Source organism: Arenibaculum sp. (genome assembly GCF_035998295.1).
In the GTDB taxonomy this organism is placed as follows: domain Bacteria; phylum Pseudomonadota; class Alphaproteobacteria; order Azospirillales; family Azospirillaceae; genus DASYHS01.
Genome location: NZ_DASYHS010000048.1, coordinates 1 through 26,526 on the forward strand (window position 1 = coordinate 1; position 26,526 = coordinate 26,526).

23 protein-coding genes are annotated in these 26,526 nt (G+C 72.9%); 10 read left to right on the plus strand and 13 right to left on the minus strand.

Features of this window, described 5'->3' with window-relative positions; genetic code table 11:
* Both VGO20_RS05175 and VGO20_RS05180 read left to right on the plus strand, forming a co-directional pair.
* Positions 1-424: hypothetical protein (locus tag VGO20_RS05175; protein WP_327501233.1), on the plus strand; the 424-nt coding region annotated here is incomplete at its 5' end.
* Between the two features lie 388 nt (positions 425-812).
* Complete coding sequence (locus VGO20_RS05180) at positions 813-1,808, plus strand: adenosine kinase (RefSeq protein ID WP_327501234.1); 996 nt, start codon at positions 813-815, stop codon at positions 1,806-1,808.
* A 13-nt stretch (positions 1,809-1,821) separates the two neighbouring features.
* Here VGO20_RS05180 and VGO20_RS05185 read toward each other — a convergent pair whose 3' ends face one another.
* Positions 1,822-3,621, minus strand: a complete 1,800-nt coding sequence (locus VGO20_RS05185) for an extracellular solute-binding protein (protein ID WP_327501235.1) — start codon at positions 3,619-3,621, stop codon at positions 1,822-1,824.
* Positions 3,622-3,805: 184 nt separating this feature from the next.
* Between VGO20_RS05185 and ppa the strand changes: the two genes are divergently transcribed.
* Positions 3,806-4,345, plus strand: a complete 540-nt coding sequence (gene ppa, locus VGO20_RS05190; protein WP_327501236.1) for an inorganic diphosphatase — start codon at positions 3,806-3,808, stop codon at positions 4,343-4,345.
* 167 nt (positions 4,346-4,512) lie between these two features.
* A complete protein-coding gene (locus VGO20_RS05195) occupies positions 4,513-7,194 on the plus strand; it encodes a bifunctional acetate--CoA ligase family protein/GNAT family N-acetyltransferase (protein ID WP_327501237.1) in 2,682 nt (893 codons plus the stop codon).
* 2 nt (positions 7,195-7,196) lie between these two features.
* Here the strand turns inward: VGO20_RS05195 and VGO20_RS05200 are convergent, their stop codons facing one another.
* Both VGO20_RS05200 and VGO20_RS05205 read right to left on the minus strand, forming a co-directional pair.
* The gene (locus VGO20_RS05200) at positions 7,197-7,487 is read right to left on the minus strand and encodes a hypothetical protein (protein WP_327501238.1); all 291 of its coding nucleotides are present in this window, start codon (positions 7,485-7,487) and stop codon (positions 7,197-7,199) included.
* A 108-nt stretch (positions 7,488-7,595) separates the two neighbouring features.
* Entirely contained in the window at positions 7,596-8,585 is a 990-nt protein-coding gene (locus tag VGO20_RS05205) for a 2-hydroxyacid dehydrogenase (protein ID WP_327501239.1), read from the minus strand.
* A 146-nt stretch (positions 8,586-8,731) separates the two neighbouring features.
* Between VGO20_RS05205 and VGO20_RS05210 the strand changes: the two genes are divergently transcribed.
* Complete coding sequence (locus VGO20_RS05210; RefSeq protein ID WP_327501240.1) at positions 8,732-9,247, plus strand: SH3 domain-containing protein; 516 nt, start codon at positions 8,732-8,734, stop codon at positions 9,245-9,247.
* A 9-nt stretch (positions 9,248-9,256) separates the two neighbouring features.
* Here VGO20_RS05210 and VGO20_RS05215 read toward each other — a convergent pair whose 3' ends face one another.
* The 9 genes from VGO20_RS05215 to VGO20_RS05255 are packed head-to-tail and all read right to left on the minus strand — an operon-like array spanning position 9,257 to position 22,512.
* Positions 9,257-9,853 (minus strand): DUF4157 domain-containing protein, encoded by a 597-nt coding sequence (locus tag VGO20_RS05215; protein ID WP_327501241.1) that lies wholly within the window; start codon positions 9,851-9,853, stop codon positions 9,257-9,259.
* Between the two features lie 57 nt (positions 9,854-9,910).
* Positions 9,911-10,708, minus strand: coding sequence for a siderophore-iron reductase FhuF (gene fhuF / locus VGO20_RS05220; RefSeq protein WP_327501242.1), 798 nt, complete (start codon positions 10,706-10,708; stop codon positions 9,911-9,913).
* Positions 10,708-12,768, minus strand: a complete 2,061-nt coding sequence (locus VGO20_RS05225) for an iron chelate uptake ABC transporter family permease subunit (protein ID WP_327501243.1) — start codon at positions 12,766-12,768, stop codon at positions 10,708-10,710. Before VGO20_RS05225 ends, fhuF begins: the two co-directional genes overlap by 1 nt.
* Positions 12,723-13,556: an ABC transporter ATP-binding protein gene (locus VGO20_RS05230; RefSeq protein ID WP_327501244.1), complete on the minus strand. Its 834-nt coding sequence runs from the start codon at positions 13,554-13,556 to the stop codon at positions 12,723-12,725. The genes VGO20_RS05225 and VGO20_RS05230 overlap by 46 nt, the downstream gene beginning before the upstream one ends.
* 11 nt (positions 13,557-13,567) lie before the next feature.
* Positions 13,568-15,721: a TonB-dependent receptor gene (locus VGO20_RS05235; RefSeq protein ID WP_327501245.1), complete on the minus strand. Its 2,154-nt coding sequence runs from the start codon at positions 15,719-15,721 to the stop codon at positions 13,568-13,570.
* Positions 15,722-15,746: 25 nt separating this feature from the next.
* A complete protein-coding gene (locus VGO20_RS05240) occupies positions 15,747-16,667 on the minus strand; it encodes an ABC transporter substrate-binding protein (protein ID WP_327501246.1) in 921 nt (306 codons plus the stop codon).
* A gap of 3 nt (positions 16,668-16,670) precedes the next feature.
* A complete protein-coding gene (locus tag VGO20_RS05245; protein WP_327501247.1) occupies positions 16,671-17,999 on the minus strand; it encodes a lysine N(6)-hydroxylase/L-ornithine N(5)-oxygenase family protein in 1,329 nt (442 codons plus the stop codon).
* Complete coding sequence (locus VGO20_RS05250) at positions 17,996-19,849, minus strand: IucA/IucC family protein (RefSeq protein WP_327501248.1); 1,854 nt, start codon at positions 19,847-19,849, stop codon at positions 17,996-17,998. Before VGO20_RS05250 ends, VGO20_RS05245 begins: the two co-directional genes overlap by 4 nt.
* Positions 19,846-22,512, minus strand: coding sequence for a GNAT family N-acetyltransferase (locus tag VGO20_RS05255; protein ID WP_327501249.1), 2,667 nt, complete (start codon positions 22,510-22,512; stop codon positions 19,846-19,848). The genes VGO20_RS05250 and VGO20_RS05255 overlap by 4 nt, the downstream gene beginning before the upstream one ends.
* 118 nt (positions 22,513-22,630) lie before the next feature.
* On the opposite strand from VGO20_RS05255, the gene VGO20_RS05260 reads away from it, so the two are divergent.
* Genes VGO20_RS05260 through VGO20_RS05280 form a run of 5 tightly spaced genes read left to right on the plus strand, consistent with a single transcriptional unit; the run spans position 22,631 to position 26,275 of the window.
* Positions 22,631-23,794 (plus strand): MFS transporter, encoded by a 1,164-nt coding sequence (locus tag VGO20_RS05260; protein WP_327501250.1) that lies wholly within the window; start codon positions 22,631-22,633, stop codon positions 23,792-23,794.
* A 48-nt stretch (positions 23,795-23,842) separates the two neighbouring features.
* Entirely contained in the window at positions 23,843-24,520 is a 678-nt protein-coding gene (locus VGO20_RS05265; protein ID WP_327501251.1) for a MotA/TolQ/ExbB proton channel family protein, read from the plus strand.
* A 7-nt stretch (positions 24,521-24,527) separates the two neighbouring features.
* On the plus strand, positions 24,528-24,926 hold the full coding sequence (locus VGO20_RS05270) for an ExbD/TolR family protein (protein ID WP_327501252.1): 399 nt from the start codon (positions 24,528-24,530) through the stop codon (positions 24,924-24,926).
* Positions 24,927-24,938: 12 nt separating this feature from the next.
* The gene (locus VGO20_RS05275) at positions 24,939-25,343 is read left to right on the plus strand and encodes an ExbD/TolR family protein (RefSeq protein WP_327501253.1); all 405 of its coding nucleotides are present in this window, start codon (positions 24,939-24,941) and stop codon (positions 25,341-25,343) included.
* The gene (locus VGO20_RS05280; protein WP_327501254.1) at positions 25,340-26,275 is read left to right on the plus strand and encodes an energy transducer TonB; all 936 of its coding nucleotides are present in this window, start codon (positions 25,340-25,342) and stop codon (positions 26,273-26,275) included. Before VGO20_RS05275 ends, VGO20_RS05280 begins: the two co-directional genes overlap by 4 nt.
* On the opposite strand, the gene VGO20_RS05285 is transcribed toward VGO20_RS05280, so the two are convergent.
* Positions 26,268-26,526, minus strand: a 259-nt coding sequence (locus VGO20_RS05285) for a DUF3501 family protein (RefSeq protein ID WP_327501255.1), incomplete at its 5' end; no start/stop codon positions are given. The genes VGO20_RS05280 and VGO20_RS05285 overlap by 8 nt on opposite strands.

Sequence of the window (26,526 nt, forward strand, 5' to 3'; positions counted from 1 at the left end):
CACTCCCGCCACCGCGGCGCGCATGATCGGCTACGCCGACCCGGCCGCGGGCGAGACGCTGCTGGCCGAGCCCGGCATGGGCGAGCGGGTGGCCACATTGTCCGCCGCCCGCGAGGCCGGCCACGCCGCCATGTTCGAGCGCCTGGAGGCCTGGCTGGCCCACCTGGTCGAGCATTCGATCGCCAACGGCCAGACCGGCCACGCGCTGCGCGCGATCGACCGGCTGATGCAGCTCCACGGCATGAACGGCAAGGGCAACGGCCGCCTGCCCGCGATCGAACTGGCAAAGCCCGTTCCCGCCCCGATCCTGGACGACCTGGACCTGACGGCCATGCTGCCGTCCGTCGTCGCCGAACTCGCCGCCGAGCCGCCCCTGAACCGCCGCGAGCGCCGCGCCCTCAAGTCGATAACCCGCCGCAAGTAGATTTCACCCCTCTCCCATAGGGAGAGGGAGGGGCCCGCCGCGTAAAGCGGCGGGAGGGTGAGGGGTTACGCCCTCGCCATTACTGAACCACCATCACCCCCTTCCCATACTTTCACATGAGCCCCTTCCCTCCCCCACATGGAGAGGGAATATTCCCGCATGTCTTATAGAAAGCCATTCAGGCCTCCGGCTCGCTCGGGAGAGGGAACTTTCCACCATCCCCGACCCCCACCCCCACAAACCCCCACACGACCCCCACATACCCCCACATACCCCCACGCCCGCCCGAATTCCTCGGCGGCCCACCCGCCCGGCGGGCTTGCGGTCGCGAGTCGGGGCGCTATAGTCCGCAACTTCACGACGAGCCCCACACCAGGAGAACCGCCCCATGTCCCAGGCCGCCTTCGACGTCGTCGGCATCGGCAACGCGATCGTCGACGTCATCAGCCACGCGGACGACCGCTTCCTGGTCGAGAACGCGATCGAGAAGGGGGCGATGACGCTGATCGATGCGGCCCGCGCGGAGGAGCTCTATTCCCGCATGGGTCCGGGGATCGAGATGTCCGGCGGCTCGGCCGGCAACACGATGGCCGGCTTCGCCTCGCTCGGCGGGCGCGGCGCCTATATAGGGAAGGTGCGGGACGACCAGCTCGGCGCCGTGTTCCGGCACGACATCCGCGCGGTCGGCGTCAGCTTCGAGAGCTCGTCGTCGACCGGGGGCGCGCCCACGGCGCGCTGCCTGATCCTGGTCACGCCGGACGCCCAGCGGACGATGAGCACCTATCTCGGCGCCTGCGTCGAACTCGGCCCCGACGACATCGATCCCGTCCTGATCGGGTCGGCGAGCGTCACCTACATGGAAGGCTACCTCTGGGACCGGCCGGAGGCCAAGCAGGCGTTCCTCAAGGCGGCCCAGCTGGCGCACGCGGCCGGGCGCAAGGTGTCCTTGACGCTTTCGGACAGCTTCTGCGTCGACCGCCACCGCGACTCCTTCTCCGAACTGGTGGACGGGCACGTCGACATCCTGTTCGGCAACGAGCACGAGATCATGTCGCTGTACCAGGTCGACGACTTCGACCAGGCCGTCGCCGCCGTGCGCGGCCGCTGCGAGGTCGCGGTGCTGACGCGCAGCGAGAAGGGCTCGGTCGTCGTGACCGCGACCGATACCGTGGGCGTCCCGGCGGAACCGGTCGGGCGCCTGGTCGACACGACCGGCGCCGGCGACCTGTTCGCCTCCGGCTTCCTCTACGGCTACACGCGCGGACGCCCGCCGGCGGACTGCGCCCGCATCGGCGCCATCGCCGCCGCCGAGGTGATCAGCCACATCGGCGCCCGGCCGGAGGCGAACCTCGCCGAGCTGGTGGCCCGCAAGATGGGCGCCTGACCGGGTCCTTGCGTCAGCGCGTGCTCCACCAGGTCTCCACGATCGGGCCCCAGAGCGGCGTCCGCTCCGGGTGGGCGAGCGTGCGCCAATAGGCGACGCGCTCGTCGGCGAGGTGATGGAGCGGGATCACGTAATGCCCCCAGAGCAGGACGCGGTCGAGGGCGCGCACCGCCGCCACCAGCTCCTCGCGCGTGCGGGCGTGCCCCAGCCCGCCGGCCAGCGCGTCGACCACGGGGCTGCGGACGCCGGCGTAGTTGCGGCTGCCGTTCTGGTCCGCCGCGGCGCTGCTCCAGTACACCATCTGCTCGTTGCCCGGCGACAGGGTCGAGACCCAGAAGTTCAGGGTCATGTCGTAGTCGAACTGGTTCATGCGGGCGCGGTACTGGGCGCTGTCGACGGTGCGCACCCGCGCCTCGACGCCGAGCCGCCGGAGGCCGCGGGAGAATTCGAGCGCGATGCGCTCGTCGGCGGGATCGACGAGCAGGATCTCGAACCTGAAGGGCCGGCCGGCGGCATCGACGCGCCGGCCGTCGCGCACCCGCCAGCCCGCCTCGTCGAGCAGGGCCGCCGCCTTGCGCAGGTTGGCCCGCATCCCCGCCGGTCCGGTGCCGTCGGTCTTCGGCGGGGCGAACGGGCGCTCGAACAGCTCGGCCGGCAGTTCGGCCTTCCAGGGGTCGAGCAGCGCGCGCTCCGCCTCGGAGGGCAGTCCCCGCGCGGCGAGCTCGGAGTTCGGGTAGAAGCTGGCGCTGCGGGTGTAGGCGCCGCGGAACAGCGCGCGGTTCATCCATTCGAAGTCGAGCGCGTAGCCGAGCGCCTCGCGCACCCGCCGGTCCTCGAACAGGGGCCGGCGCGTGTTGAAGATCAGGGCCCGCAGCGGCTCGGGGCGGGAATGGGGCAGGACCTCCATGCGGATGCGGCCGTCGGCGAGCGGCGGCCCCTCGTAGGCCGTCGCCCACCGCGTCGGGTCGACCTCGCGACGGAAGTCGTACGCCCCGGCCTTGAACGCCTCGATCGAGACGCTCTCGTCGCGATAGTAGTCGTAGCGGACCTCGTCGAAGTTGAACCGGCCGCGGCTTATCGGCAGGTCCCGGCCCCACCAGTCCTCGACCTTGCGGTAGACGAGCGTGCGGCCGGGATCGACCGAGGCGACGCGGTAGGGGCCGCTGCCCAGCATCGGCTCCAGCCTCGTCTCGTCGAAGGTCCGACCTTCCCACCAGTGCTCGGGCAGGATCGGCATCAGCCCCATGATCAGCGCGAGCTCGCGATCGGTCCCCTCGGCGAAGGTGAAGCGGACCGAGCGTTCCCCGGTGCGCTCGGCCCGGGCCACCTTGGCGTAATAGGTGCGGTAGCGCGGGCTGCCGAGGTCCTTCAGGGTGCGCCAGGAGAACAGGACGTCGTCCACCGTCACCGGCCGCCCGTCGTGCCAGCGCGCCTCCGGGCGCAGCGTGAACTCGACCCAGGCGCGGTCGTCGGGCACTGTCACCGTCTCGGCCAGCAGGCCGTAGAGGGTGAACGGCTCGTCCCAGCTCCGCGTCAGCAGCGTCTCGTAGGTGAGGTTGAGGCCCTGTCCCGGACGCCCCCGGACGATGAAGGGGTTGAGGCTGTCGAAGCTGCCCGGGGGCCCGTGCCGGATGCTGCCGCCCTTGGGCGCGTCGGGGTTCACGTAGCCGAGATGCGCGAAGCCGGCCGGCAGGTCCGGCTCCCCGTGCATCGCGATCGCGTGCCGGGGGAGCGGCTCGGCAGCATGCGCCGGCAGGAGCGGGACGGCGGCGACAACGAGCGTCAGGGCCAGCATACGGGCGAGGAACGACATGCTTCCTCCGGGGAACCGAAGCCGCACTTTCGGCTCCGCCCGGCCGCGATTGCAAGCAACAACGGGCAGGCCCGCCCGCGACGATCGGACACCTTCGGGGCGGTGGTTTCGCCGGGAGCTTTGCCCTAAACTCCGCCGCCGTTCGAAGGCGCCGCCGGAAGGCGTCGGAGCAAAGGGAACACGGATGGACATCAGCAAGATCCCGGTGGGCAAGAACCCGCCCTGGGACGTCAACGTCGTGATCGAGATTCCGCTGCGCGGCGAGCCGATCAAGTACGAGGTCGACAAGGAGTCCGGCGCGCTCTACGTCGACCGGTTCCTGCACACGGCCATGTACTACCCCGCGAACTACGGCTTCATTCCCCACACGCTGTCGGACGACGGGGATCCCTGCGACGTGCTCGTGGTCGGCAACACCCCGGTGATGCCGGGCGCCGTCCTGCGGTCGCGGCCGATCGGCGCGCTGATCATGGAGGACGAGGCCGGCCAGGACGAGAAGGTGTTGGCGGTCCCGGTCGACAAACTGCACCCGTTCTACACGGACGTCGCCTCCTATCGCGACCTGCCGGAGATCCTGATCGACCAGATCGCCCATTTCTTCCAGCACTACAAGGACCTGGAGAAGGGCAAATGGGTCAAGATCAAGCGTTGGGCCGAGGCCGACGAGGCCGGGGCGCTGATCGAAGCCGCGATCCGGAACTACCGGGAACGCGGCGGCGCCTGACCGCCCGGGCGGCGTAGCGGGCTGCCGAGATAGGTAGTGTTCCGGAATTGAGGCCCCCCGCCCCGGGGCCTATGCTGCGCCGCACGCGACTGCACCGCATGCGACTGCACCGCGGGCCGTCGAGGAGCCGATCTCCCCGGCGGCCCGCGGCGGAACGGAGCCCGGCCATGACCATCCGCAATCTCGACCGCCTGCTCAAGCCGGGCTCGATCGCCCTGATCGGGGCGAGCCGCCGGCCGAAATCGATCGGCGCGGTCGTCGCGCGCAACCTGTTCAATGCCGGCTTCGACGGGCCGATCATGCCCGTCAACCCGCACGAGCGCTCGATCGAGGGCGTGCTCTGCTACAACTCCGTCGCCGAGCTGCCGGTCACGCCCGACCTCGCGGTGATCTGCACCCCGCCCGCGACCGTGCCCGGGCTGATCGACGAGCTGGGACGGCGGGGTACGCGGGCGGCGGTGGTCATCACCGCCGGCTTCGGCGAGAGCGGGGAGGCGGGCCGCCGGCTCCAGCAGGAGATGCTGGACGCGGCGAGGCCCCACCTGCTGCGCATCATCGGCCCCAACTGCCTCGGCGTCATGGTGCCGGGGCGCGGCCTGAACGCGAGCTTCGTCCACGTGCCGCCGCTGAAGGGCGAGCTTGCCCTCGTCGGCCAGTCGGGCGCGGTCGTGACCGCGATCGTCGACTGGGCCGGCTCGCGCGGCATCGGCTTCAGCCACCTGATCTCGCTGGGATCGATGGCCGACGTGGATTTCGGCGACCTGCTGGACTATCTGGCGGCCGACGGCGGGACGCGGGCGATCCTCCTCTACGTCGAGGCGATCACGCATGCCCGCAAGTTCATGTCCGCGGCCCGCGCGGCCGCGCGCCAGAAGCCGGTGATCGTGATCAAGGCCGGCCGCACGGAGGAGGCGGCCCGGGCGGCGGCGAGCCATACCGGCGCGCTCGCGGGATCGGACGCCGTCTACGACGCGGCCTTCCGCCGGGCCGGCATCCTGCGGGTCGACGAGCTGGACGAGCTGTTCGACGCGGCCGAGACGCTGGCGATGGGCGTCCAGGCCGGCGGCGACAGGCTCGCGATCCTGACGAACGGCGGCGGGATCGGCGTGCTCGCCACCGACACGCTGATGCAGCGCGGCGGGCGGCTCGCCCGGATCGACGACGCGACCCTCGGACGCTTGGACGGCGTGTTGCCGGCGACCTGGAGCCGGGGCAACCCCGTCGACATCATCGGCGACGCGACCGGCCGGCGCTATGCCGACGCGATGGCGGCGCTGCTCGACGACAAGGGGATCGACGCGATCCTGGTGCTGAACTGCCCGACCGCGGTCGCGGATTCGACCGAGGCGGCCGAGGCCGTCATCGAGACGCTGAAGGGCCGCCGCCGGACCGTGCTGACCAGCTGGCTCGGCGAGGCCGCGGCTCTCCAGGCGAGGCGGATGTTCTCCGCCCATCGGATACCGACCTACGACACGCCGGGCAAGGCGGTCCACGCCTTCATGCATCTCGTCGACTTCCACCGGAACCGGGAGCTGCTGATGGAGACGCCCGCTAGCGTCCCCGAGCAGTTCGACGCGGACGAGGCGGCGGCGCGCGCGGTGATCGAGGCGGCGCTGGCCGAAGGCCGGGCATGGCTCGGCGAGTTCGAGGCGAAGCAGGTCCTGGCCGCCTACGGCATCCCGGTCGTCGAGACGCTGAAGGCGGCCACGCCGGACGAGGCGATGGAGGCGGCGCGGCGCATCGGCCGGCCGGTCGCGCTGAAGATCCTGTCGCCGGACATCACCCACAAGTCCGACGTCGGCGGAGTGGCGCTGCGCCTGGAAACCCCCGAGGAGGTGCGGGCCAGGGCCAAGGCGATGCTGGAGCGCATCGCGGGGCTGAAGCCCGAGGCGCGGATCGAGGGCTTCACGATCCAGGAGATGATCTCCAAGACGGGAGCCCTGGAGCTGATCGTCGGCATGACGGAGGACGTCCTGTTCGGCCCGGTCATCCTGTTCGGCCAGGGCGGCGTCGCGGTCGAGGTGCTCCAGGACAACGCGCTGGGCCTGCCGCCGCTGAACACGAACCTCGCGCGCGAGATGATGAGCCGCACGCGCGTGTGGCGGCTGATGCAGGGATACCGCAACCAGCCCGCCGCCGCCGTCGACGCCGCGACGCTGACCCTGATCAAGGTGAGCCAGCTCGTGACCGACTTCCCGGAGATCGCGGAGATCGACATCAACCCGCTGCTGTGCGACGACGCCGGCGTCCTGGCCCTGGACGCCCGCATCCGGGTGGCACCGCCGGCGCTGCCGAGCACGCGGCGCCTAGCGATACGCCCCTATCCCAAGCGGCTGGAGCGGACGGTCGCCCTGAAGGACGGTCGCGGCTTCCTGGTGCGGCCGATCCGGCCGGAAGACGAGCCGTTGCTGCACGAGATGTTCGAGCGCCAGACCCCCGACGACATCCGCCTGCGCTTCTTCGCGCCGATCAAGCGCATGTCGCACCAGATGGCGGCGAAGCTGACCCAGATCGACTACGACCGCGAGATGGCGCTGGTCGCGGTGGCGCCGGACGCCGACGGCCGGGAGGAGATCCACGGGGTGGTCCGGATCACCGCCGATCCCGACAACGTCGAGGCCGAATACGCGGTGATGGTGCGCAGCGACATGAAGGGCCAGGGGCTGGGCCTGCTGCTGATGACGGCGATCATGGACTATGCCCGCTCGCGCGGCATCGCCGAGGTCTACGGCGAAGTGCTGCGGGAGAACACCACCATGCTGGCCATGTGCCGCGAGCTCGGCTTCTCCCGACGGGAAAGCCCGGACGAGCCCGGCGTCGTCGAGGTGCGCCTGCGGCTCACGGCCTGAGCCTACCAGTCGTCGTCACGCCCGAGGTCGCGCTTGATCGACTTCCAGGCGGACGACGCCATGTAGACGAAGCTGAACCCGACCGCGTTGACGACCAGCACCACCGCGATCATCCCCAGCATGGACTGGCGGTCGAGGAACGTGCGCAGCGTGCCGTCGCGGTGGAGCATGACGAGCACGGCCGCCGTGCCGCCGATCAGGAGAAGCGGCAGCACGGCCTTGAGGAGAGCCGGCAGGAACCTCCGCCGAGGAGAGATCCCGCCGGGCGCAACGGACAGATCGCGGTCGTCCATCGTTCGATCGCCCCGGTCATCGCGAAGCCCGGCTTGGGACCTCATGATACAGGCAATCCCCCGTTCCCCGCAAACGCCCCGGCCCGGCGCCCCGGCCTGGCGCCCCGGTCAGAGCATCGTCGCGATGACGCGGTCGGGCGGGGCATGCCCGTCGACGAAGGACTTGATGTTGACGATCACCTTCTCGCCCATGTCGATGCGGCCCTCGATGGTGGCCGAGCCCATGTGCGGCAGGAGCACCACGTTGTCTAGGGCGAGCAGCTTAGGGTTGATCGCGGGTTCGTGCTCGAACACGTCCAGCCCCGCGCCGGCCAGCTCGCCCTTCTCCAGCATGCGCGCGAGAGCCGTCTCGTCGATCACCTCGCCGCGCGAGGTGTTGACGACATAGGCATGGGAGCGCATCAGCTTGAGGCGGCGCGCGGACAGCAGATGGTACGTCGCGGGCGTGTGCGGGCAGTTGACCGAGACGACGTCCATGCGCGCCAGCATCTGGTCTAGGCTCTCCCAGTAGGTCGCCTCCAGCTCGGCCTCGATCTCGGGGTGGACGCGGCGACGGTTGTGGTAGTGGATCGACAGGCCGAAGCCCCGCGCGCGCCGTGCCAGCGCCTGGCCGATGCGCCCCAGCCCGATGATGCCGAGCCGCTTGCCATAGATGCGGTGGCCGAGCATCGTCGTCGGCCCCCACCCCTTCCACTGGCCCGAGCGCACCAGGCGCTCGCCCTCCGCGAGGCGGCGGGAGACCGAGAGGATCAGCGCCATGGTCATGTCCGCCGTGTCCTCGGTCAGCACGCCCGGCGTGTTCGTGACGACGATGCCGCGCTGGCGCGCCGTTTCCACGTCGATGTGGTCGACGCCCGTGCCGAAGGAGGCGATCATGCGCAGCTGCGGCCCCGCCTCGCGCAGGATCGCCGAGTCGATCCGGTCGGCGACGGTCGGCACCAGGATCTCGGCCGTGCGGACGGCCTCGACGAGGGCGGCCGCGTCCATCGGCTCGTCGTCGAGATTGAGGCGCGTATCGAACAGCTCCATCATGCGCGTCTCGACCACGTCGGGCAGCCTGCGCGTGACGATAACGAGCGGCTTCTTCCTTTCGGGCATGGCGGCCGTCTCCTCCCCGGATTTCCCCTTGCTGTACCAAGGCCGTGCGACGCTTGTCCAGGGGTGCGCCCGGGCTTCCGCCGAAACGCCGTCCGGCCTATAGTCCGCGCCGACCACCCCCCTGCCCCGATGGACGGCCGACCAGGATGTTCCGTGCCAAGACCTTGCTGCTGCTTGCCTGCCTCCTGCCGGCCCTTCCCGCCGGCATCGCCGCCGCCCAGGCCCCCGCGGCCGGCGTCGCCCGCCCGACCGGCCTGCCGATCCCGCGCTTCGTGACGCTGCGCTCGGGAGAGGTCAACGTGCGCACGGGCCCGGGGACGCGCTACCCCGTCGAATGGGTGTTCGTGCGCAAGGACGTCCCGGTCGAGATCACGGCGGAGTTCGACACCTGGCGGCGAATCAGGGACTGGGAAGGTGCCGAGGGCTGGGTGCATCAGAGCATGCTGTCCGGCCGGCGCGCCATCGTCGTGACCGGCGACGTCCGAAGCCTGAGGCGGTCGCCCGAGCCCGCGGCTTCAGCCGTGGCCCGGCTGGAGCCCGGGGTCGTCGGCACGCTCCAGCGCTGCCGGGCCGACTGGTGCGAGGTCGAGGTGGAGGGCTACGAAGGCTGGCTCGCCCGCACCGAGTTCTGGGGCGTGTATCCCGAGGAGCAGCTGAACTGAGGCGGGAGCTCAGCCCGCCGGCCGGGTCGCCGCCAGCGAACCGAGACGGTCGGCCTCGGCCTCGAGATGGTGGTCCTGGACGACCGCGACGCCCTGGCCGAACGGATTGCGGACGCGCCCGGCCCGCTGCTGGACGACATGGGCGAGCTCGTGCCCGATCAGCTGCAGGCCGCGTGGCGTCTCGGGCTGGAACTGCCCGGGCGCGAAATGGAGGCTCGACCCGATCGTGAAGGCGACCGCGCCGATCGCCGAGGCGTGGGAGCCGACATGGACGCGCACGTCGGAGAAGTCCGTCTTGAAGAAGGATTCCATCCGCTGCCGCACGCCGTCGGGCAGCGGCCGGCCGCCGGCCGAAGGGATCGCCATGCCGTCGGGCAGCGACGACGCCCAGCCGCCCCCAGGCAGGTCCATGGCCCCCTTGGCCTGGACCGTCCGGCCCGGACCGGGGGCGGGCGGCGCATGGCGCACCCAGGTCGGGCGGCCCGCGAAGCTGCCTTGAAGCGTGCCGCTGCGGCCGTGCAGCCCCGTGGGCGGCACCCGCTGGGCGGCATGGGTCGGGCGAGGACCCGTCGAACGGCTCGTGCCGGCTGGCTGGCGCTGGGACATGGTCGTGCGATCCGCAAACCCCTGACCGCGGCATCATGCCTCGCCGCCCCGGAAGGTTCAAGCCTCTCTCGCGCGCTGCGCGAGGAAGTCACGGTAGAGGGCTACCCGCCCATCCAGGTCGAGGCGCGGGCAACTGAGGCACAAGGTCTGGCCGAGGCGGTCGCGCAGGCAGCAGACCCGGCGGACATGGGCGACCTCCGGCAGGCCCGGAATGCCGACCGGTATGGTGCGTACGGGGTCGAGCAGGGGGTTGCGGCCGTCGAACCACGGCACCTCCGGCCGCCCCAGGACCGCCTCGGCATGGCGGGCGGCGGCCCCGGCAAGCTCCGGGCGCCCGGCCAGCGTGCGGTAGGCGAAGGCGAGCAGGCCGCCGAGGTTGGACCAGGCGACGCGCGGGCTGAGGCCGCTCGCCTCTCGGACCGCCGCGACGACGCGCGCCGCGTGCCGGCCGAGCAGGGCGCCGTAGAACGGGGCGAGGTCGGCCGGGTCCCGCTGCTCCCCGCGGACCGCGGCGCCGGTGCGCAGATGGACGGCGACGGGCTCGCCGCCCTCGGTCCGTACCCAGAGGTCGGACGGGGCGGCCGTGATCACCACGCCCGCGAAGACCGGCGCCAGCAAGGGCGGCAGAACCGTCCGGAAATACGCCTTGGTCCAATCCGAACCGACGGCCCGCGGGTCGCCGCCCGGCCAGCGCGCACCGTAGGTGGCGAGCGCGGCCGCCAAACCCTCGCCGAGCAGGGCGTCGCCTGCCACGCAGCCCTCCGGCGCGCGGGACGCGATGCCGATCGGATCGACGCCCAGCCCGCGTACGAGCGCGTCCGCGGACCGCAGGAGTACGGAGGATCGGTCGGGCATCATCGGCTCCGGGGGCCGGCGCGGTTGACCGCGCGCAGGATCAGCAGGAAATACGGGGCGCCGAGCAGCGCCGTCACCAGCCCCGCCGGCAGCTCGCGCGGGGCCAGCGCGACCCGGCCGATCAGGTCCGCGGCTCCCAGCAGCAGGGCACCGAGCAGGGCGGCCACCAGCAGGCGCCAGCGATAGCCGCCGCGGCACAGCATCGCCGCCGCATGGGGAGCGACGAGCCCGACGAAGGCGATCGTGCCGGTCACCGCTACCGCCGACGCGGCCAGCGCGGTCGCGACCGCCAGCAGGAGCACGCGCGCGCGCGCGGCCGGCAGGCCGAGCGAGCGGGCCGCGTCGTCGCCGAGCCCCAGGAGGTCGAGCCACCGTCCCAGCAGCAGGGCGGCCGGCAGCAGCAGGACGGCCCAGGGCAGCAGGAACTCCAGCGCCGGCCAGCTCCGGCCGTAGGTCGACCCGACGAGCCAGACCAGCGCCTGAGCCACCTGGAGCCCCGCCTCGGCGACCGCGAAGCTGCTCGCGGCCGCGCAGAAGGCGCCGACGCCGATACCCGTCAGGGCCAGTGTTTCCGGCGAGGCGACGCCGCGGCCGGCCAGCAGCAGGACCAGCGCCAACACCCCGGCCCCGCCGGCGAGCGCGGCCGCCTGCATCGCGCCCAGCGAAAGTCCCGGCACGATCAGCAGCGCCGCCAGGGCGGCCAGCCCCGCCCCCTGGCTGACGCCCATCAGGTCCGGGCTCGCGAGCGGATTGCGGGTGACACCCTGGAAGATCGTGCCGCTCGCCGCCAGCATGGCCCCGGCCAGCATCGCGACCAGCAGGCGCGGCAGCCGGAGATCGACCAGCGCCAGCGGCCCGGCCGCCTCGCCCCACAGCCAGCCCAGCGACAGGCCCGAGGCGCCGGCCGACACGCCGAGCACGCCGACGACGGCCAACCCCGCCACGGCGGCCGCGGCGGCCGGCGCCGGCGGCAGGCCGAGCGGCCGCAGCACGGTCCCGTGCCGGCGCGAGGACGGCATGGACGCGGAGCGCCGATGGAGCAGGAAGACCAGCAGGGGCGCGCCGACGGCCGCCGCCGCGATGCCGGCCGGCAACGCCTCCCCGCCGAATGTGCGGGCGAGCAGGTCGGCCGCGAGCAGCAGCACGGCTCCCCACAGCGCCGACAGCGGGATCAGCACGGCGTGCCGGCGGATACCGATCAGGCGCAGCAGGTTGGGGGCGACCAGCCCGACGAAGCCGATCGGCCCGGCCAGGCAGACCGCCGCCGCCGCCAGCAGGATCGCGAGCGCGGCCGCCCCGGCCCGCAGCCCGGCCACGTTCTGGCCGAGGGAGCGGGCCGCATCCTCGCCGAGTGCCGTCAGGTCGAGGGCGCGGGCGAGCGGCAGCGCGAGCAGGATGCCGAGCGCCACGCGGGGCAGCGCCTCGGCGGGACCGGCCCAGTCCGGCTGGGCGAGCGAGCCCGCCCCCCAGATGAACAGGCCTGCGGCCGCGGTCTCGTGGAACAGGGTGATCGCGCCGGCCAGCGCGCCGAGCGCCAGCGACAGCGTCACCCCCGCGAGCGCCAGGCCGACGGGACTGGCACGCATGCCGCCCGCGACGGCATAGGCCGCCAGGCCCGCCGCGGTGCCGCCCAGGAAAGCCGCGAGCAGCGGCGGCACGCCGGAGGCCGGCAGGAACACCAGCAGGATCACCAGCGCCAGATGCGCGCCCGCCGTCACGCCCAGTATGCCCGGCGAGGCGAGCGGGTTGCGGGTCACGGACTGGAACAGCGCCCCCGAGACCGCGAGCGCCGCGCCGGCCAGCACGCCCGCCGCGACGCGCGGCAGGCGCAGGTGCAGGACCAGGGCGCGCAGCAGCTCCGGGTCGTCGCCCGCCCCGTCGCCGGGAAGGGCCAGCGCGGCGGCGAGCAGCACCAGGAGCAACATGCCGCCCGCGGCGGCGCTTGCTGCGACCAGCGGGCGGGAGCCGGGCCGCGCCGCGCCGCGCCGGGAACCGCGCACGAGGTCCCCGGCCGTCACGGCGCACCCGAAGCGCCGGGGGCGCTCCAGCTCGGCAGGCACATGGGCATCCCGGTCACGGGATGGGGCACCATCACCGTGTCCAGGCCGAACACGGCGGCGACGCGGCCCGGCGTCACCACCTCGCCGGGCGCCCCCTCGGCATGGATGCGGCCGTCCTTCAGGAGAACCATGCGGTCGCTGTAGGCCGCCGCCTGGTTCAGGTCGTGCAGCACCCAGGCCAGCGTCAGGCGGAGCCGCCGGTTGAGCCCTCGCAGCAGTTCCAGCACCTCGACCTGATGGCGCATGTCGAGATACGTCGTCGGCTCGTCGAGCAGCAGCACGTCGGTGCGCTGGGCGAGCGCCATCGCGATCCAGGCCCGCTGGCGCTCGCCGCCGGACAGCGTCTCGACGGTGCGGTCGCGGTGGCCCGGCAGGCCGGTCGCGTCCACCGCCCAGGCCATCGCGGAGCGGTCCTCGGCCGAGAATCCGTCGAACAGGCCGCGATGGGGATTCCGGCCGAAGCCGACCAGGTCCCAGACCGTGGCGCCGGAGGGGATCTCCGGCGTCTGGGGCAGCAGCGCCACGCGCCGCGCGAAGCTGCGCCGGCCGAGCCGGCGGGCGTCGGCGCCGTCCAGCAGCACCTCGCCCGAGCTGGGCTCGATCAGGCGGGCCAGCAGGCGCAGCAGGGTGCTCTTGCCCGATCCGTTCGGCCCCGCGAGCGCCGTGACGCTTCCGGGCGGGAACGCCAGGTGGACGCCGCCGTCCCCCCCGACGATCGTCCGGCCGCCGGCCGAGAAGACGAGGCGGCGTCCTTCGAGCACCGCCCCGCCCCCGCTGTTCCGCACCATGCCGGCGCCCGTCAGTAGCGGATCGCGTAGCGGATCGATGCGCGGGCACCGCGCGCCGCCGCGTAGGCGTACTGGATGTTGGAGGCCTGCCCGACCGGCGTGATGTACTGCCGGTTCAGCAGGTTCTCGATGCCGAGCTTCAGCGTGCCGGGGCCGGCGTCCAGCTCCGAGATCAGGTCGAGCGTCACGAAGCCGTTCACCTCTCCCTCGAAGGCGCGGGTGCCGTCGAAGCGGTCGCGGTCGGCGACGGCCAGGAGCTGGAGCCGGTTGCGCCATTCCGGGAACGGGTTGTACTCGCCGAACAGGGTCAGCTTGGCCGGCGCGATGCGCGTGCCGTCCAGGTAGCGGTCGAGCTCGCCGTCGGCGTTCGTGTCGGTCTCGCCCTCGTACCAGGTGAAGGTGCCGCCGGCGGCCCACAGCGCCGAGGGCCGGTAGGCGAAGGTGGTCTCGACGCCGTAGATCTCCTCCTTCTGGCGCAGCAGATCGAAGTTCGGCGGGCCGGCATAGGTGCTGCCGAGGTCGGAGGTGCTGAAGAACAGGGTCACCGATCCTTCGGCCGCGCCCCAGTCGCCGCGCAGCCCGATCTCGTAGTTGTCGACGACCTGCGCCTCGGGATTGATCACGTCGATCGAGGGCGCGTTGGTCGCGCGCAGCAGCCGGCCGATATCGGCGACCGAGAAGCCCTGGCTGAAGCCGGCGAAGACGTCCATGTCGTCGGTCAGCGTATAGACGGCGCCGAGGTTGTAGACGGCCTGCTGGTAGCGCAGCTGCCCGCCCTGGACCGTCGTGTAGGGCACCAGCACGCCGCCGGCCACGCGGGTGTTGGTGAAGGTCGGGATGTCGAGCTTCATCGTCTCGTAGCGCACGCCGCCGCGCAGCAGCAGCCGCTCGCCGACCGGCACCTCGAGCTGCAGGAAGGGGGCGATGCTGGTCTGCTCGATGTCCGGGACATAGCTCGTGCCGGCCGGCAGCGGCACGGCGGTGGAGAGCAGGGGCTGGCCGGTCTCGTCGGACAGGTAGTCGGCGCCCCAGGTGACGGTGGCGCCCCCGAGGCTGGGCAGTGGCGTCTCGACCGCCGCGCGCAGGCCCAGCTTCTTCGAGGTGATCGAGGACTGGTACCGGTTCGGCAGGTAGTAGGCGTTCACCGTCTCGTAGTCCTGGTAGTAGGCCTGGAGCGTAACGTCGCTGCCGAGCACGTCCTGGATCGAATGCTCGAGGTTGAGGACGAGGTTCTCGGTCCCGGTGTTCTCGCCGGGCGGGCTGCCCGGAATGGCCCGCACCTTGCCCGTCGGCCGGCCGAAGGCATTGGTGAGGTCGGTCGAATAGTCGGTGTCCTGCTCCTGGTCGTAGTAGAGCGCGCTCAGCTGCAGGCGCTGGTCGTCGGTCAGGCGCAGGCCGACCTTGCCGTGCAGGTTGCGCACCGTGCTGTCGGAGAGACCGGTCTGCTGGTAGGGATCGGGCGGGATGCGGTCGCCGTCGGCATCGAAGTAGCTGCCGATCTTCTCCCCCGAGGCGGTGAGGGAGTAGTCCAGCCGCCCGGCGGCCCCGCTGACGTTCTGCACGAACTCGCCGCCCAGGCTGTCGGCGGGATGGGAAAGCGACAGGTCGAGGCCCAGCTCCGTCTTGAAGTTCGGCCCGCCGCCCTCGGCCGCCCGGGTGATGATGTTGATGGTGCCGCCCGTGGCTCCGTAGCCGTAGGTCGCGGCCGAGCCGCGGATCACCTCGATCCGCTCGATCGCGGACAGATCGATCGTGTTGAGGTCGCGCGAGGCGCTGCGCAGCGGCGTCGACTGGGGGACCCCGTCGATCAGGACCAGGAAGTCGCGCCCGCGCATCTGCTGGCCGATATTGCTGGCGGACTGCGTCGACAGGCCGAAGCCCGGCACGAACTGGCCGAGCAGGTCGCCGAGCCCCTGCGAGACGACGGCCTGGCGATCGATCTCATCGCGCTCGATGATGGTGACCGAGCCCGGGATCGCCGAGATCGGCCGCCCGCCCCCGCCGCGCGTGGCGGTCACCGTGATGGCGTCGAGGCTGGTGGCTCCCGTCGTGGCATCCGACGTGGCACCCGACTGCGCGGCCGCGGGAACGGCCCAGGCGCCGAGCACCGCCGCGAGCAGGCTCGCGGTCACGACGCGGGAGGGATCGAAGGCGATAGGCGTCATCGTCGTTTCTCGATTTTTCGTAGTGTCAGGGAAGGAGGGCGTCGGCGACGCGCCCGGCCATGGCCGAGACCGAAAGCGGGCCGCCGAAGGTCCAGGTGTCGGAAGGAAGGGCATGGACGCGGTCGTTCGCGACGAAGTCGAGCCGCGGCCACACCGGGTTGGCACCCAGGCGCTGGAAGACGTCGTCCCCGGGCTGGACGATGTGGAGCAGATGCGCGTCGCGGATCGCGGCGAGGGACTCGATGCCCGCGGTGGTGAAGCCGAAGCGTTCGGCAGGACCCTTCCAGGCATTGACGAGGCCGAGACGATCGATCACGCCGTCGACCAGGCTGCCGTCGGTGAAGACCCGCGGCGAGGGTGAGCCGGGCAGAAACTGGGCGACGAGCACCGGCGCGCCGGCGAGCCCTGCCTGCGCGAGCCGCTCCCGGCCCCGGTCCAGCACGGCGTCCATATCGGCCAGGACCCGCTCCCCCTCCTCCTCGCGCCCGACCATGCGGGCGACCGCGCGGAAATCCTCGACCGTCTGCTCGAACTGGCCTTGGCCGTCGGCCGGGAAGCCTTCGAACAGAACGGTCGGCGCGATCGCCGAGAGCTGGTCGTGAATCGCGGCATGGCGGAAGGCCGGGCCGAGGATCAGGTCGGGGCGCAACGCCGCGATCGCCTCGAGGCTCGGCTCCTGGCGGGTACCGACGTCGGCGGCGCCCGCCAGCCGCTCGGCGCCCACGCCGACCCACTGGCGGTATCCCGCGAGATCGGCGACGCCGACCGGAGAGACGCCGACGGCGGCGAGGGCCTCCGCATAGGCCAGGTCGAGCACGACGATCCGTTCCGGCACGCCCTCCAGGACCGCCGTGCCGAGCGCGTGGGGAACCTCCAGCCTGTCGGCGCGCGCGGCGGACGCGAATGCCAGGATCAGGACCAGGACCGGCAGCAGGAAGATGCGCATCGCTCACGCCCCCAGCGCGTGGTGAAGGCGCGGGGATCCGATCGTCGGGCCGGCGTCCGCTCCGGCGGCGTCCCAGGCGACGAGGTCGGGCGCGTCGTCCGTGTCGTAGGCGGGACGGCCCAGCAGGTCGTTGACGATGGTGGCGCCGCGCCAAGCCATGACGCTGAGTTGCGGCTCGGCGATGCCGTGGCTGTAGCGGCCGAGGTTCTGGGCGTAGATGCGGTTGGCGGGCGGGCCGTCCCATTCGACCGCGAAGGCGGCCGAGAGCCGGAACCGGCCCTGGGCGTCGAAGCGGATGCGTTCGGCTAGACGTCCCAGGCAATCGGGGAACGCGCCGGCGAAGCCGGTCGCCAGGATCACGACGTCGGCCGCGATCGTCTCCAGCGTACCGGTCAGGCCGTTGCGCGCGGTCAGCAGCCACCCTCCCGTCCCCGGCTCGAGCGCCACCACCTCGCGGTTCGGCATCAGCGCCGCCGGATCCCGGCTCTCCAGGCATTGGGCCACGTAGAGCCGCTGGTAGATCTCGCGGATGGTCTCGACGGAGATGCCGTCGCCGGCGAGCTTCTGCTGTTCGACGATGCGGGCCTTGCGCGAGGTCGGCAGCTCGTAGAAGCGGCGCACGTAGCCGGGAGTGAAGTACTCGTTGGTGAACGCGGTCTCGTCGATCGGCTCGAAATTGGGGCGGCGGCTCAGCCAGAAGACCCGCTCCGGCGCGCCGGCCCCGTCGGAGATGGCGTGCAGGAACACCTCCGCCCCCGTCTGCCCGCCGCCGACGACCGCGACCCGCTTGCCCGCCAAATCGGGAGCGAGGGTCGCGATGCGGCCGGCGTGGAAGCAGGTCGGCCCGAGATGGGGCCGTGCCCATTCCGGCACGAAGGGCCGCACCCCCGTGGCCAGGACGAGGTTGCGGGCACGCCGCGTGCCGTCCGAACAGTGCAGGGTGAAGGCCCCGTCAGCGAAGTCCAGCTCGCGCACCTCGACGCCGAAGCGCACGGTGTCGAGCCGTTCGGCGACCCAGGAGAGATAGTCGGCGAACTCCCGCCGCAGCACGCGGTCGAAACCGGCATTGAGGAAGCGGTAGAAGCGCTTGCGCGCGACCAGATAGGCGGTGAAGGAATAGGGGCTGGTCGGCGCCACCGCGCTCACCAGGTCCTTCAGCCACGAGGTCTGCAGCCGCGCGTCGGGCAGCATCAGCCCGGCGTGCCAGGCGAACCGCGGCGACCGGTCCAGGAACAGCGCCTTCACCTCCTCGATCGGGTCGAGCAGTGCCGCGACGCTGAGATTGAACGGGCCGGCGCCGATGCCGGCCAGGTCGAGGACGTCGGATGTCATGGGCGGGGGGTCTCCGTTGGCTCGCCGCGGACGGGATCGAAGCGGTGGAGGGGGTTCGCGAGGTCGCTGCCCAACTCGGGCACCGGGCGCTGGGCTGCGTCGCCGTAGCCGATGCGGAAGCGCGCGCGGTTGATGCAGACGCGCTCCATGGTCGGGCGGAACAGGTCGTAGAGGCGGAAGCGCGGCGCGAGGTCCGGGTTGGCGGCCTGGTAGCGCCGCAGGACCCGCGCGAGGACGGCGTAGAACTCCTCCTCCGGGAAGCCGTCCGCGGCGGTCAGCCGCTCGGACAGGAAGCGCAGCACGGTCACGAAATGGCCGGTCTGTAGGTCGTGGATCTGGTGCGCGGCCGGCCGCTTCGGCAGTACGGCCAGCGCCGCGGGCTCCAGCGAGCCCAGCTCAGGGAACGGCGGGTCGACCACGTCGCAGTCCCCCTGGAGGTCCTTGACCGCGAGACGGACGGGAGCGGCGTCCTTCAGGACGAGAGTCAGGTTCTGGCCATGGGCGATGAAGCCGATCCCCCACCGGCACATGAAGTGGTAGAGCGGCACGACAACGGCCGCGAACAGCCGCTCCAGCCATTCGGCGTGCCCGAGGCCCGAGCGCTCGATCCAGGCGCTGGCGAGCGGCCGCCCGGCGTCGTCGCAGTGGTGGAGCGCGCCCAGCATCACTCCAGTCTCCCCGGGGCGCAGATGGCGCTCCACGCTCTCGCGCCAGATCGCGCCCAGCATCTCGTGGAACTGGTAGGGGCCGTCGGGCAGGCGCTCGTAGACGGGATGCGGGTAGAAGGCGCCCGCGACCTCGCCGAGCACGATGGTGCCGGCGTCGGCGAGCACCGGGTCGGTGGCGGCGATGTCCGCCAGCCAGCGGGACAGCTTCGGGCCGGCGGCCATGTAGCGGCCGGGGATGCCGCGCCAGCAGGACGTGTTGAGGATGGTCAGCGGCAGCTTCACCTGCAGCCGTCCCGGCCGGTCGGCGTTCGCGAGCGTGCGCAGGGACTGCTGAGGGAGATAGGCGTCGCCGAAGCTGCCGAGCGGGACGATGCGCCCGGAAGCGATCTCGCCCGCGAAATGGGGCAGGACCGCGTTGGTCCATTGCCAGGGATGGACCGGCATCAGGACGTACCGGTCCGGATCGACGCCCGCCGCCCGGCAGGCGGCCCGCAGGCGCAGGCGCTCGGCCGCGTCGAGGGACTGCTCCAGCAGCGCCTCCTCGTCCAGGTCCGGGGCGAGCGACAGGCGGCAGCGCTCCCGGTCGGCCGCGATCCAGACCAGGCGGAACGTCGGCTCCGATTCCGGGGCGAAGGCGAGGTGGTCCTCCAGCCCCCAGCCGATGCGGCCCTTGTTCGCGGGCGCCTTGGGATGGCCTTCCAGCCGGCATTGCAGCCGGTCGGGATCGAGCGCCGCCAGGGCGGCGGCGTCCATGCCGGAATTCGCGGCCGCGACCCGCATGTCGGCGAGCAGCGTGCTCGACAGCTCCTTCAGGTAGGTCGCGAGCGTCGCGGCGTCCGCGCCAAGTTCGGCGCGGGCGTCGACGAAGAAGCCGCAGGCATCGTCCGCCGGCCCCTCGGCGCCGCCGGCGCGGCGCGTCATCGAGGCGGGCTCGACCGCGATCTGGCCCCAGATGCGCCGCCGGCCCCGGAAGGCGTAGGTGGCGCCCGAATCGAGGGGCAGCTCGAAGGTGCCGCCGGCCCCGGTCTCGACGGGACGCAACGCCTCCTCCCAGGACAGCTCCGAGATGGTCTTGGCGATCAGCCGGCGGTTGACCAGCCGCCACAGCGCGCCGTCGCCGAGCGTGCGGACCGCCGCGTCCAGCGGGTCCGGCGCCGCCCGTTGCGCGAGCGCGGCCGTCACCGGAGTATCTCCTCGAAGAACCGGTCCCGTTCGCAACGCATCAGCGCCGCGCGCTTGTGCGGGAAGTCGAACTCCTTGACCTTGTCGAAGCCGGCCGCCGAGGCGTGCTGGAGCATCTTGACGTGCGAGGCCCGCGGCTCGCCGACGACGGCACGGGTCCGCGGCTCGTCCAGGAACAGGTAGTGGTTGATGGCGCGGAACCAGGCGATCGTCCTGGCCCGGCCGAGATGGCGCGGATTGCCGACCAGGAAGTGCCAGCCGCGGTCCCAGTCGTCGGCCTCGTAATGGGCGCCGAGCCGGTCCTCCTTGGCCCAGTAGACCTCGAAGTAGCAGCCGGGCTCACCGTCGAGCGAGCCGATCAGGGCATAGGCGTGGGGATCGGCGTCGAGGGTCTCGAGGTACTCGGCCAGTTCGGGCTTCGGCTTGGCGAGTTCCCAGAAATAGGCGACGCGGCCCTGGTTCATCCAGCCGTGGAACAGGTCGAGGTCCGCGACGGGGTCGATCGTGCGCAGCGACAGCGTCGCCCCGACCTCGCGCACGAAGCGCTCGTAGACGAGGCCACGGGGCGCGGGCGGGCGCAGGGGATGGGTCCCGCCATGGATGCAGGGCACGAGGAGGTACGGGAACGCGGCGGGCGGGCGCGGGCCGTGCCAGAGCAGCGGCACCTGCAGCAGGCCCGCGCGCCGGCACATCGGCAGGCCGGTTTGCGCGTCGTTCCCATGGACGAGGGACGGCGGCAGCGCGGCCGGGTCCGCGTCGAGCAGGACCCGGTCGGTCCCGGGCCGCTCCTCGAAGACGGCCGCCAGCCGGGCGGCGAGGTCGGCGGGCTCCCCGGCGCCGGGCCGGCGCAGGTCGAGGACGGGGGCGGCCGCCAGCGGGTTCGGCATCGGGACGTATGCGCCGGCGGGGTTGCCGTCGGCGAGCGTCTCCTCGACGCCCCCGGCGCCGAGGCGGAAATTCGCCTTCGACCACAGTTGGGGCGACTCCAGGAGCCAGCGGACCGCGGACGGATCCCGCAATCCCCGGGACAGCAGGCGTTCGAGGGCGTCGCGCAGCCGGTCGAGGAGTAGGCGTTCCGGGGCGAGGCCGGCGACGGCCAGGGCGGTGACGACCCCGAACACCGCGTTGACGACGAGATAGTAGCCAACGAGACGAGCGGTCGTCGCGTCGTCGAAGACGTTGTCGAGGTCGCCGGCCAGCTCGGGATGGGCCTGCGCCACCAGGTCGCGGCCGAGCCCGGTGAAGCCCGTTCCCTGGCAGTCCCGGAAATGCAGCACCGCGGGCCAGCCACCCGCCAATCCGAGGACGACGTTCTGCTGGTGTGCGCTGAACAGCAGGCCGTAATCCGCCTGCGCGACCAGCAGCGGCTCCAGCGCGACGGCAAGGAAACGGTCGAACCAGGACAGCGCCGCCGCCCCGGCGTCTGTGCCCTCGCGCGCCGCGGCGCCGCGGACGACCCTCGCGAGCAGGCCTTCGCCGCCGAAGGGATCGTCCTGGCACAGCGTCGCGAGCACGCAGGCCTCGAACGGCCCGGGCCCGCGGAACGGGTTGTCGCGCAGGACCACGGTCGAGGCGGCGACCGGGCCGCTCGCGGCGAGCAGCGACAGATGCGCCGGCTCCCTCATGACCCGGAAGTCCGGGAAGCGCGCCGCAAGCTCGCGCCCGAGCGGCCCGTCGAGGATGCGGTCGACGCGCAGGCCCCGGTCGACCTCGCGCGCCTGGAGCACGCGCGTCGAGTTGGTGAGGCGCACGCCCAGCGAGAATTTCAGCATGTGCGCGGCGTGCGGCGCATGAAGCGTGCGCAGCGACGTCGTCGCCCGCCAGGGGCTGCCCGCGGTGCCGAGGGGGCGCAGCCGGCCGTCGGCCACCAGGCCCGCGACCTCGGGCAGGCGCAACAGGCGCTCGGCCTGCCAGGGATGCTGGGGCAGCAGGGTCCAGTCCGGCCCGGGGAGCGCCCGCTCCAGGAAACAGGCGCCGAGCTGCGGATCGTCGAGCGCCGGCCGTCGCACCAGCGCGTCGGGGTCCGGCGCGGTCGTGGCGACGGACGCCGCCGAGCGGTGGACCGCGAACCAGGCGAGCGGGAAGGCGCCGCCGTGCTCGGGCGCATAGGCATGCGCGTCCTCGGCCGAGAAGCCGTCGCGACTCTTCGGCGTGGGGTGGACGGGGTGGCCGAGCAGGAGCGCCTGCTCGGCGTCGGCGAAGTCGACCGTTCCGTCGGCGGGTCCCCGTTCGGCCAGCGCGACGGCAATGTTGGCGCGGCTCTCGCCGACGCGACGCAGGAAGGCGTCGCGGGCCGCATCGGAGAGCACGCCGACGATCGCCGGCTCGGCCGCGACGAGGCGGGCGAAGCGGTCCAGGCCGATGGCGGCGCCCGGCGGCAGGCCCGGCCCTTCGGCCAGCAGCGGCAACGCGAAGCCGTGACGGCCGGCCAGCGACCGGCGGGCCAGGATCGCGTGCACCGTGATCCCCGATCGGGCCATCGGGAAGGCGGCGACCGGGCGGCCGGCCGGATCGAACCGCCGGGCCTCGGCTGCGGGCAGCAGGCGCCAGCCTGCCCAGTCGCGCATCAGGGCGTTCAGGAAGGCCGCCGACGCGTGGCGCTCGGCGAGCGCGGACGGGTCCAGCGGGTCGGGTTCCTCGCGCATTCGGACGGCAAACGACATGGAACGCTACCTCCGGCAGGGTCGGGACGGGGTTCGGCCGGGCCACGAACAATCGGCTGGCGAATCCGGTGTTTGCGACTGATAATGCGAGTCGTTCTCATCTGCAAGGGGTTTAGTGATGACGCCGCTGATCCTGGCGACCGGCGCGATGGGCCTGGGGCAGTCCGTCCTGTTCATGCTGGTGCCGTTGCTGGCGGAGCACACCGGCCTCCAGCCGTGGCGGCTCACCTTCGCGCTCGCGGTCGGGACCCTGATGTTCCTGGTCGGCGCGCCCCGGCTCGGCCGGGCCAGCGACCGGTTCGGCCGGCGGCCCGTGCTGGCGATGGCGGTCGGCGGCTATCTCGCCAGCAGCCTGCTGCTCGCCGCCGTGGTCGTGGCCGCCGCGGCCGGTATCCTCGGCCCGGAGACGGCCTTCGCCCTGCTGCTCGCGTCGCGCGTCGCGCACGGGCTGACGGCGTCGGGCATCCTGCCGGTCGCCCAGGCCTGGATCGCCGACGTGACCCCGCCGGAGGAGCGGCTTCCCCGATTCGCACGCCTGAGCGCGGGCGCCAGCATCGGCCGGGCGCTCGGGCCGGCGCTGGGCGCGGGCGCCCTGCTGCTCCACCCGCTCGGCCCGCTGGTCCTGATGGTGCTGGCCCCGCTGCCGGGCCTGTTCGCGCTGACGTCGCGCAGCGGCGGAGGGCGGCCGAGCGCGGCCGCAGGCAGTGCGCGGCTGCGCTGGGGCGACGGACGGATCGCGCGGCTGCTCGCGACCGGCTGGACGACCCATACCGCGCTCGGCCTGATGCTGTACACGATCGGGCTGCTGATGCAGGAGCGGCTTGGGCTGTCGGGCGAAGCCGCGGCGGGCGCGCTCGGCGGCCTGATGACCGCCGGCGCGGTCGTCACCGCGGCGGTGCAAGCCGGCATCGCGCGCCGGCGGCCGGCGGCCCGCACGCTGCTGCTCGCCGGGGCCGGCGCGCTCACCGCCGGGGCGCTGGCCTTCGCGCTCGCCCACGACGCGGTCGCGTTCGGCGCAGGCTTCGCGCTGACCGGCGCGGCCGCCGCACTCCTGCTGCCCTCATACGTCAGCAGCGCCAGCCGCGCGGTCGAGCCTCACGAGCAGGGCGCGGCGTCCGGCATGCTTTCGGCCAGCCACACGCTCGGCTACGCCGCAGGGGCGCTGCTGGGAGGAACCGCGTTCGAACTGCACCCCGCCTGCCCGTTCCTTCTCGCAGCGGCGCTGGCGACGTCGCTGCCGGCCCTCGCGCTGAAACCGATCAATGCGATTGCGACTCGTTAGCATTTGCAGTAACAGACGGGACACCCGACGGCACGGAGGAAGGCACCGATGGACCTGGAACCGACGACGACCGGCGGCTCGCTGATCGGCTTGCTCGAGGCCGGCGGGCCGATCATGTACGTGCTGGCGGCGCTGTCCGTGCTGGCCACGGCGATCGTGCTCGCCAAGCTCCTGCGGTTCGCGCTGCGCGGCAGCGGGCCCGGGTGGCGGACCCGGGTCGCGCTGGAGGCCTGGGAAGCCGGCCGGGGCGAGGAGGCGTTGCGCCTGCTCGAAGGCGACCGGAGCCCGGCCGCCCCGGCCCTCGCCCGGGCGGCGGCCGGCCGCCTGTCCGGCGATACGCCCGAGTCGCGGCTGCGCGAAGAAGCGTCGCGCCTTGCCCAGCGGCAGTTGGACGGGGTCGCCTCGGGCCTCAAGGCGCTCGCCCTGGTCGCGACGCTCAGCCCGCTGCTCGGCCTGCTCGGGACCGTCATCGGCATGATCGACGCCTTCCGCGCGATGGAAGCGGCGGGAAGCCGGGTCGATCCCTCGATCCTGTCGGGCGGCATCTGGGTCGCGTTGCTGACGACGGCCGCGGGCCTCGTCGTCGCGATCCCGGCGGCGGCGGCGCACGGCCTGCTGGAAGCGCATGCCGACCATGCCGCGCGCGGCTTCGAGGACGCGCTGACCCGCATCTTCACCCGCGGCCCGGCGGCGGCCCAGCCGCGCGCCCGCCTCGCAGCCGAGTGAGGCCGCGATGGGGTTCGAGCTCGGCCGCCGGCGCGGCCCGAGGACGCTGATCGGCCTGACGCCGCTGATCGACGTCGTCTTCATCCTGCTGGTCTTCTTCATGCTGGCGTCGAACTTCCGGAACTGGCGAGCGATCGGCCTCGACGCGCCCGCGCGCGGTGGCGGGCAGGGCGACGGGATCACCGTGGTCCTGCTGCTGGCCGCCGACGGACGCGCCGTGCTCGACGGAGAAGCGGTCGCGGGCGAAGCGCTGGGACGGCGGCTGGCGGCGCTGGCCGCCCGCACCGAGCCGCCGCCGGTCGTGGTGCGGGCCGAGCCCGGCGTGGCGCTGCAGCGCGCGGTCGACGCGCTGGCGGCGGCGCGCGGCGCGGGACTGGCGCGGGTCACCCTCGGCGCGGCGCGCTAGGAGGTCTGTTCGATGGTCCGTCTGCGCCGCCCCTCCCCCGCCGCGGAGCATGAAGGCACGTTGCCGTTGATCAACGTCGTCTTCCTGCTGCTGATCTTCTTCATGGTGGCCGGGGCGCTCGAACGGCTCGACGCCTTCCCCGTGGAGGCGCCGCGGGCCGATGCCGGCGAGGCCGCGCCACCAGAGGAAGAGGTGGTGCTGATCGGCGCCGACGGGCGCCTGGCTTTCGGCACCGAGATCTTCGCCTCGGCTGAGGCGCTGGCTGAAAGGGTCGCGCGGGCACGGGGCGGCGGCGAGCAGCGGCCGCTGACCGTGAAGGCGGATGCCGGCGCCGAAGCGACCGCCGTCGTCGAGATCCTGCATGGGCTGCGCGCAGCCGGCATCCGGCGGGTAACGCTGCTGGCGGAGGGGACGTGAGCACCGGCGACCGTCGATTCGCCGTCGCCGGCACCGTGCTGGCGGTGGGCCTGCATGCCGGCGTCGCGGCCTGGCTCGCCGCCACGCCGCCCGCCGCCGTCGCGGGACAGGGCGGAGGCGGAGGTGGCGCCTTCACGATCGACCTCGCCGGTCCGGGCGGGGGCGGCATACCCGGCTCGCCGGACGCCGCGGCCGCCCCGCCGCAGCCGGATCCCCTGCCGGTTCCGGAGCCCCAACCCGAACCGATGCCAGAACCCGAGCCCGAGCCCGAGCCGGTGCCCGAACCCCAACCTGAACCGGAGCCGGAGCCGGAGCCGGAGCCGGAGCCGGAGCCGGAGCCGGAGCCGGAGCCGGAGCCGGAGCCGGAGCCGGAGCCGGAGCCGGAGCCGGAGCCGGAGCGCACGGCGATGGTCCCGCCCCCCGCACCGACGCGCAAGCCCCCACCGCCACCGACACCGACACCCGCTGCTGAGGTAACGACGGCCGAAAGCCGGCCGGAGGTGGCGGCACGGCCGGCCGCCACGCCGTCGGGAAATGCGGGACGGCAGCCCGGCGCAACGCCGGGGCCAGCCGGCCCCGCTTCGGCCGGGGCACCCGCCGGCGGCAGTCGCGGAACCGGGCCGGGAGGTGGCGATCCGGATGCGCTACGGCGCTACCTGGCGGAGATCCGGTCGTGGCTGGAGCGCCACAAGGAATACCCGATGCGGGCCGTCACGCGCCGCCAGGAGGGGACGGCGGTGCTCCGCCTCGCCGTCGACCGGAACGGTCGGGTCTCGGAATGGAAGATCGAGCGAAGCTCGGGCCACGGCCTGCTGGACCGGGAGGTGGAGGAGATGGTGCGTCGGGCACAGCCCTTCCCCGCGCCGCCTGACGACGCAGCGCTTCCGGAGACGGTCGAGGTGACGCTGCCGGTCGACTTCACCCTCAGGTGAAATCCTTGGCCAGTTCGTCGCGCACGGCTTCGGGCATCACCGCCATGTGGCCGTAGGCGTCGTGGCCGACGCCGACGATCACCTGCACGCCGGGCTGGCGGAACTTCGCGATCTGGCCGGGAGTGAAGGGAAAATGGACGAACTGCACCGACGACGCCTTGCCGGCCGCCGTCGTGCGGTCGACGTCGGCCTCGGGCACGCCCTTGACCGTCTCGCCGGCGAACTGGATCGTCATGGTCTCCTCGACGCCG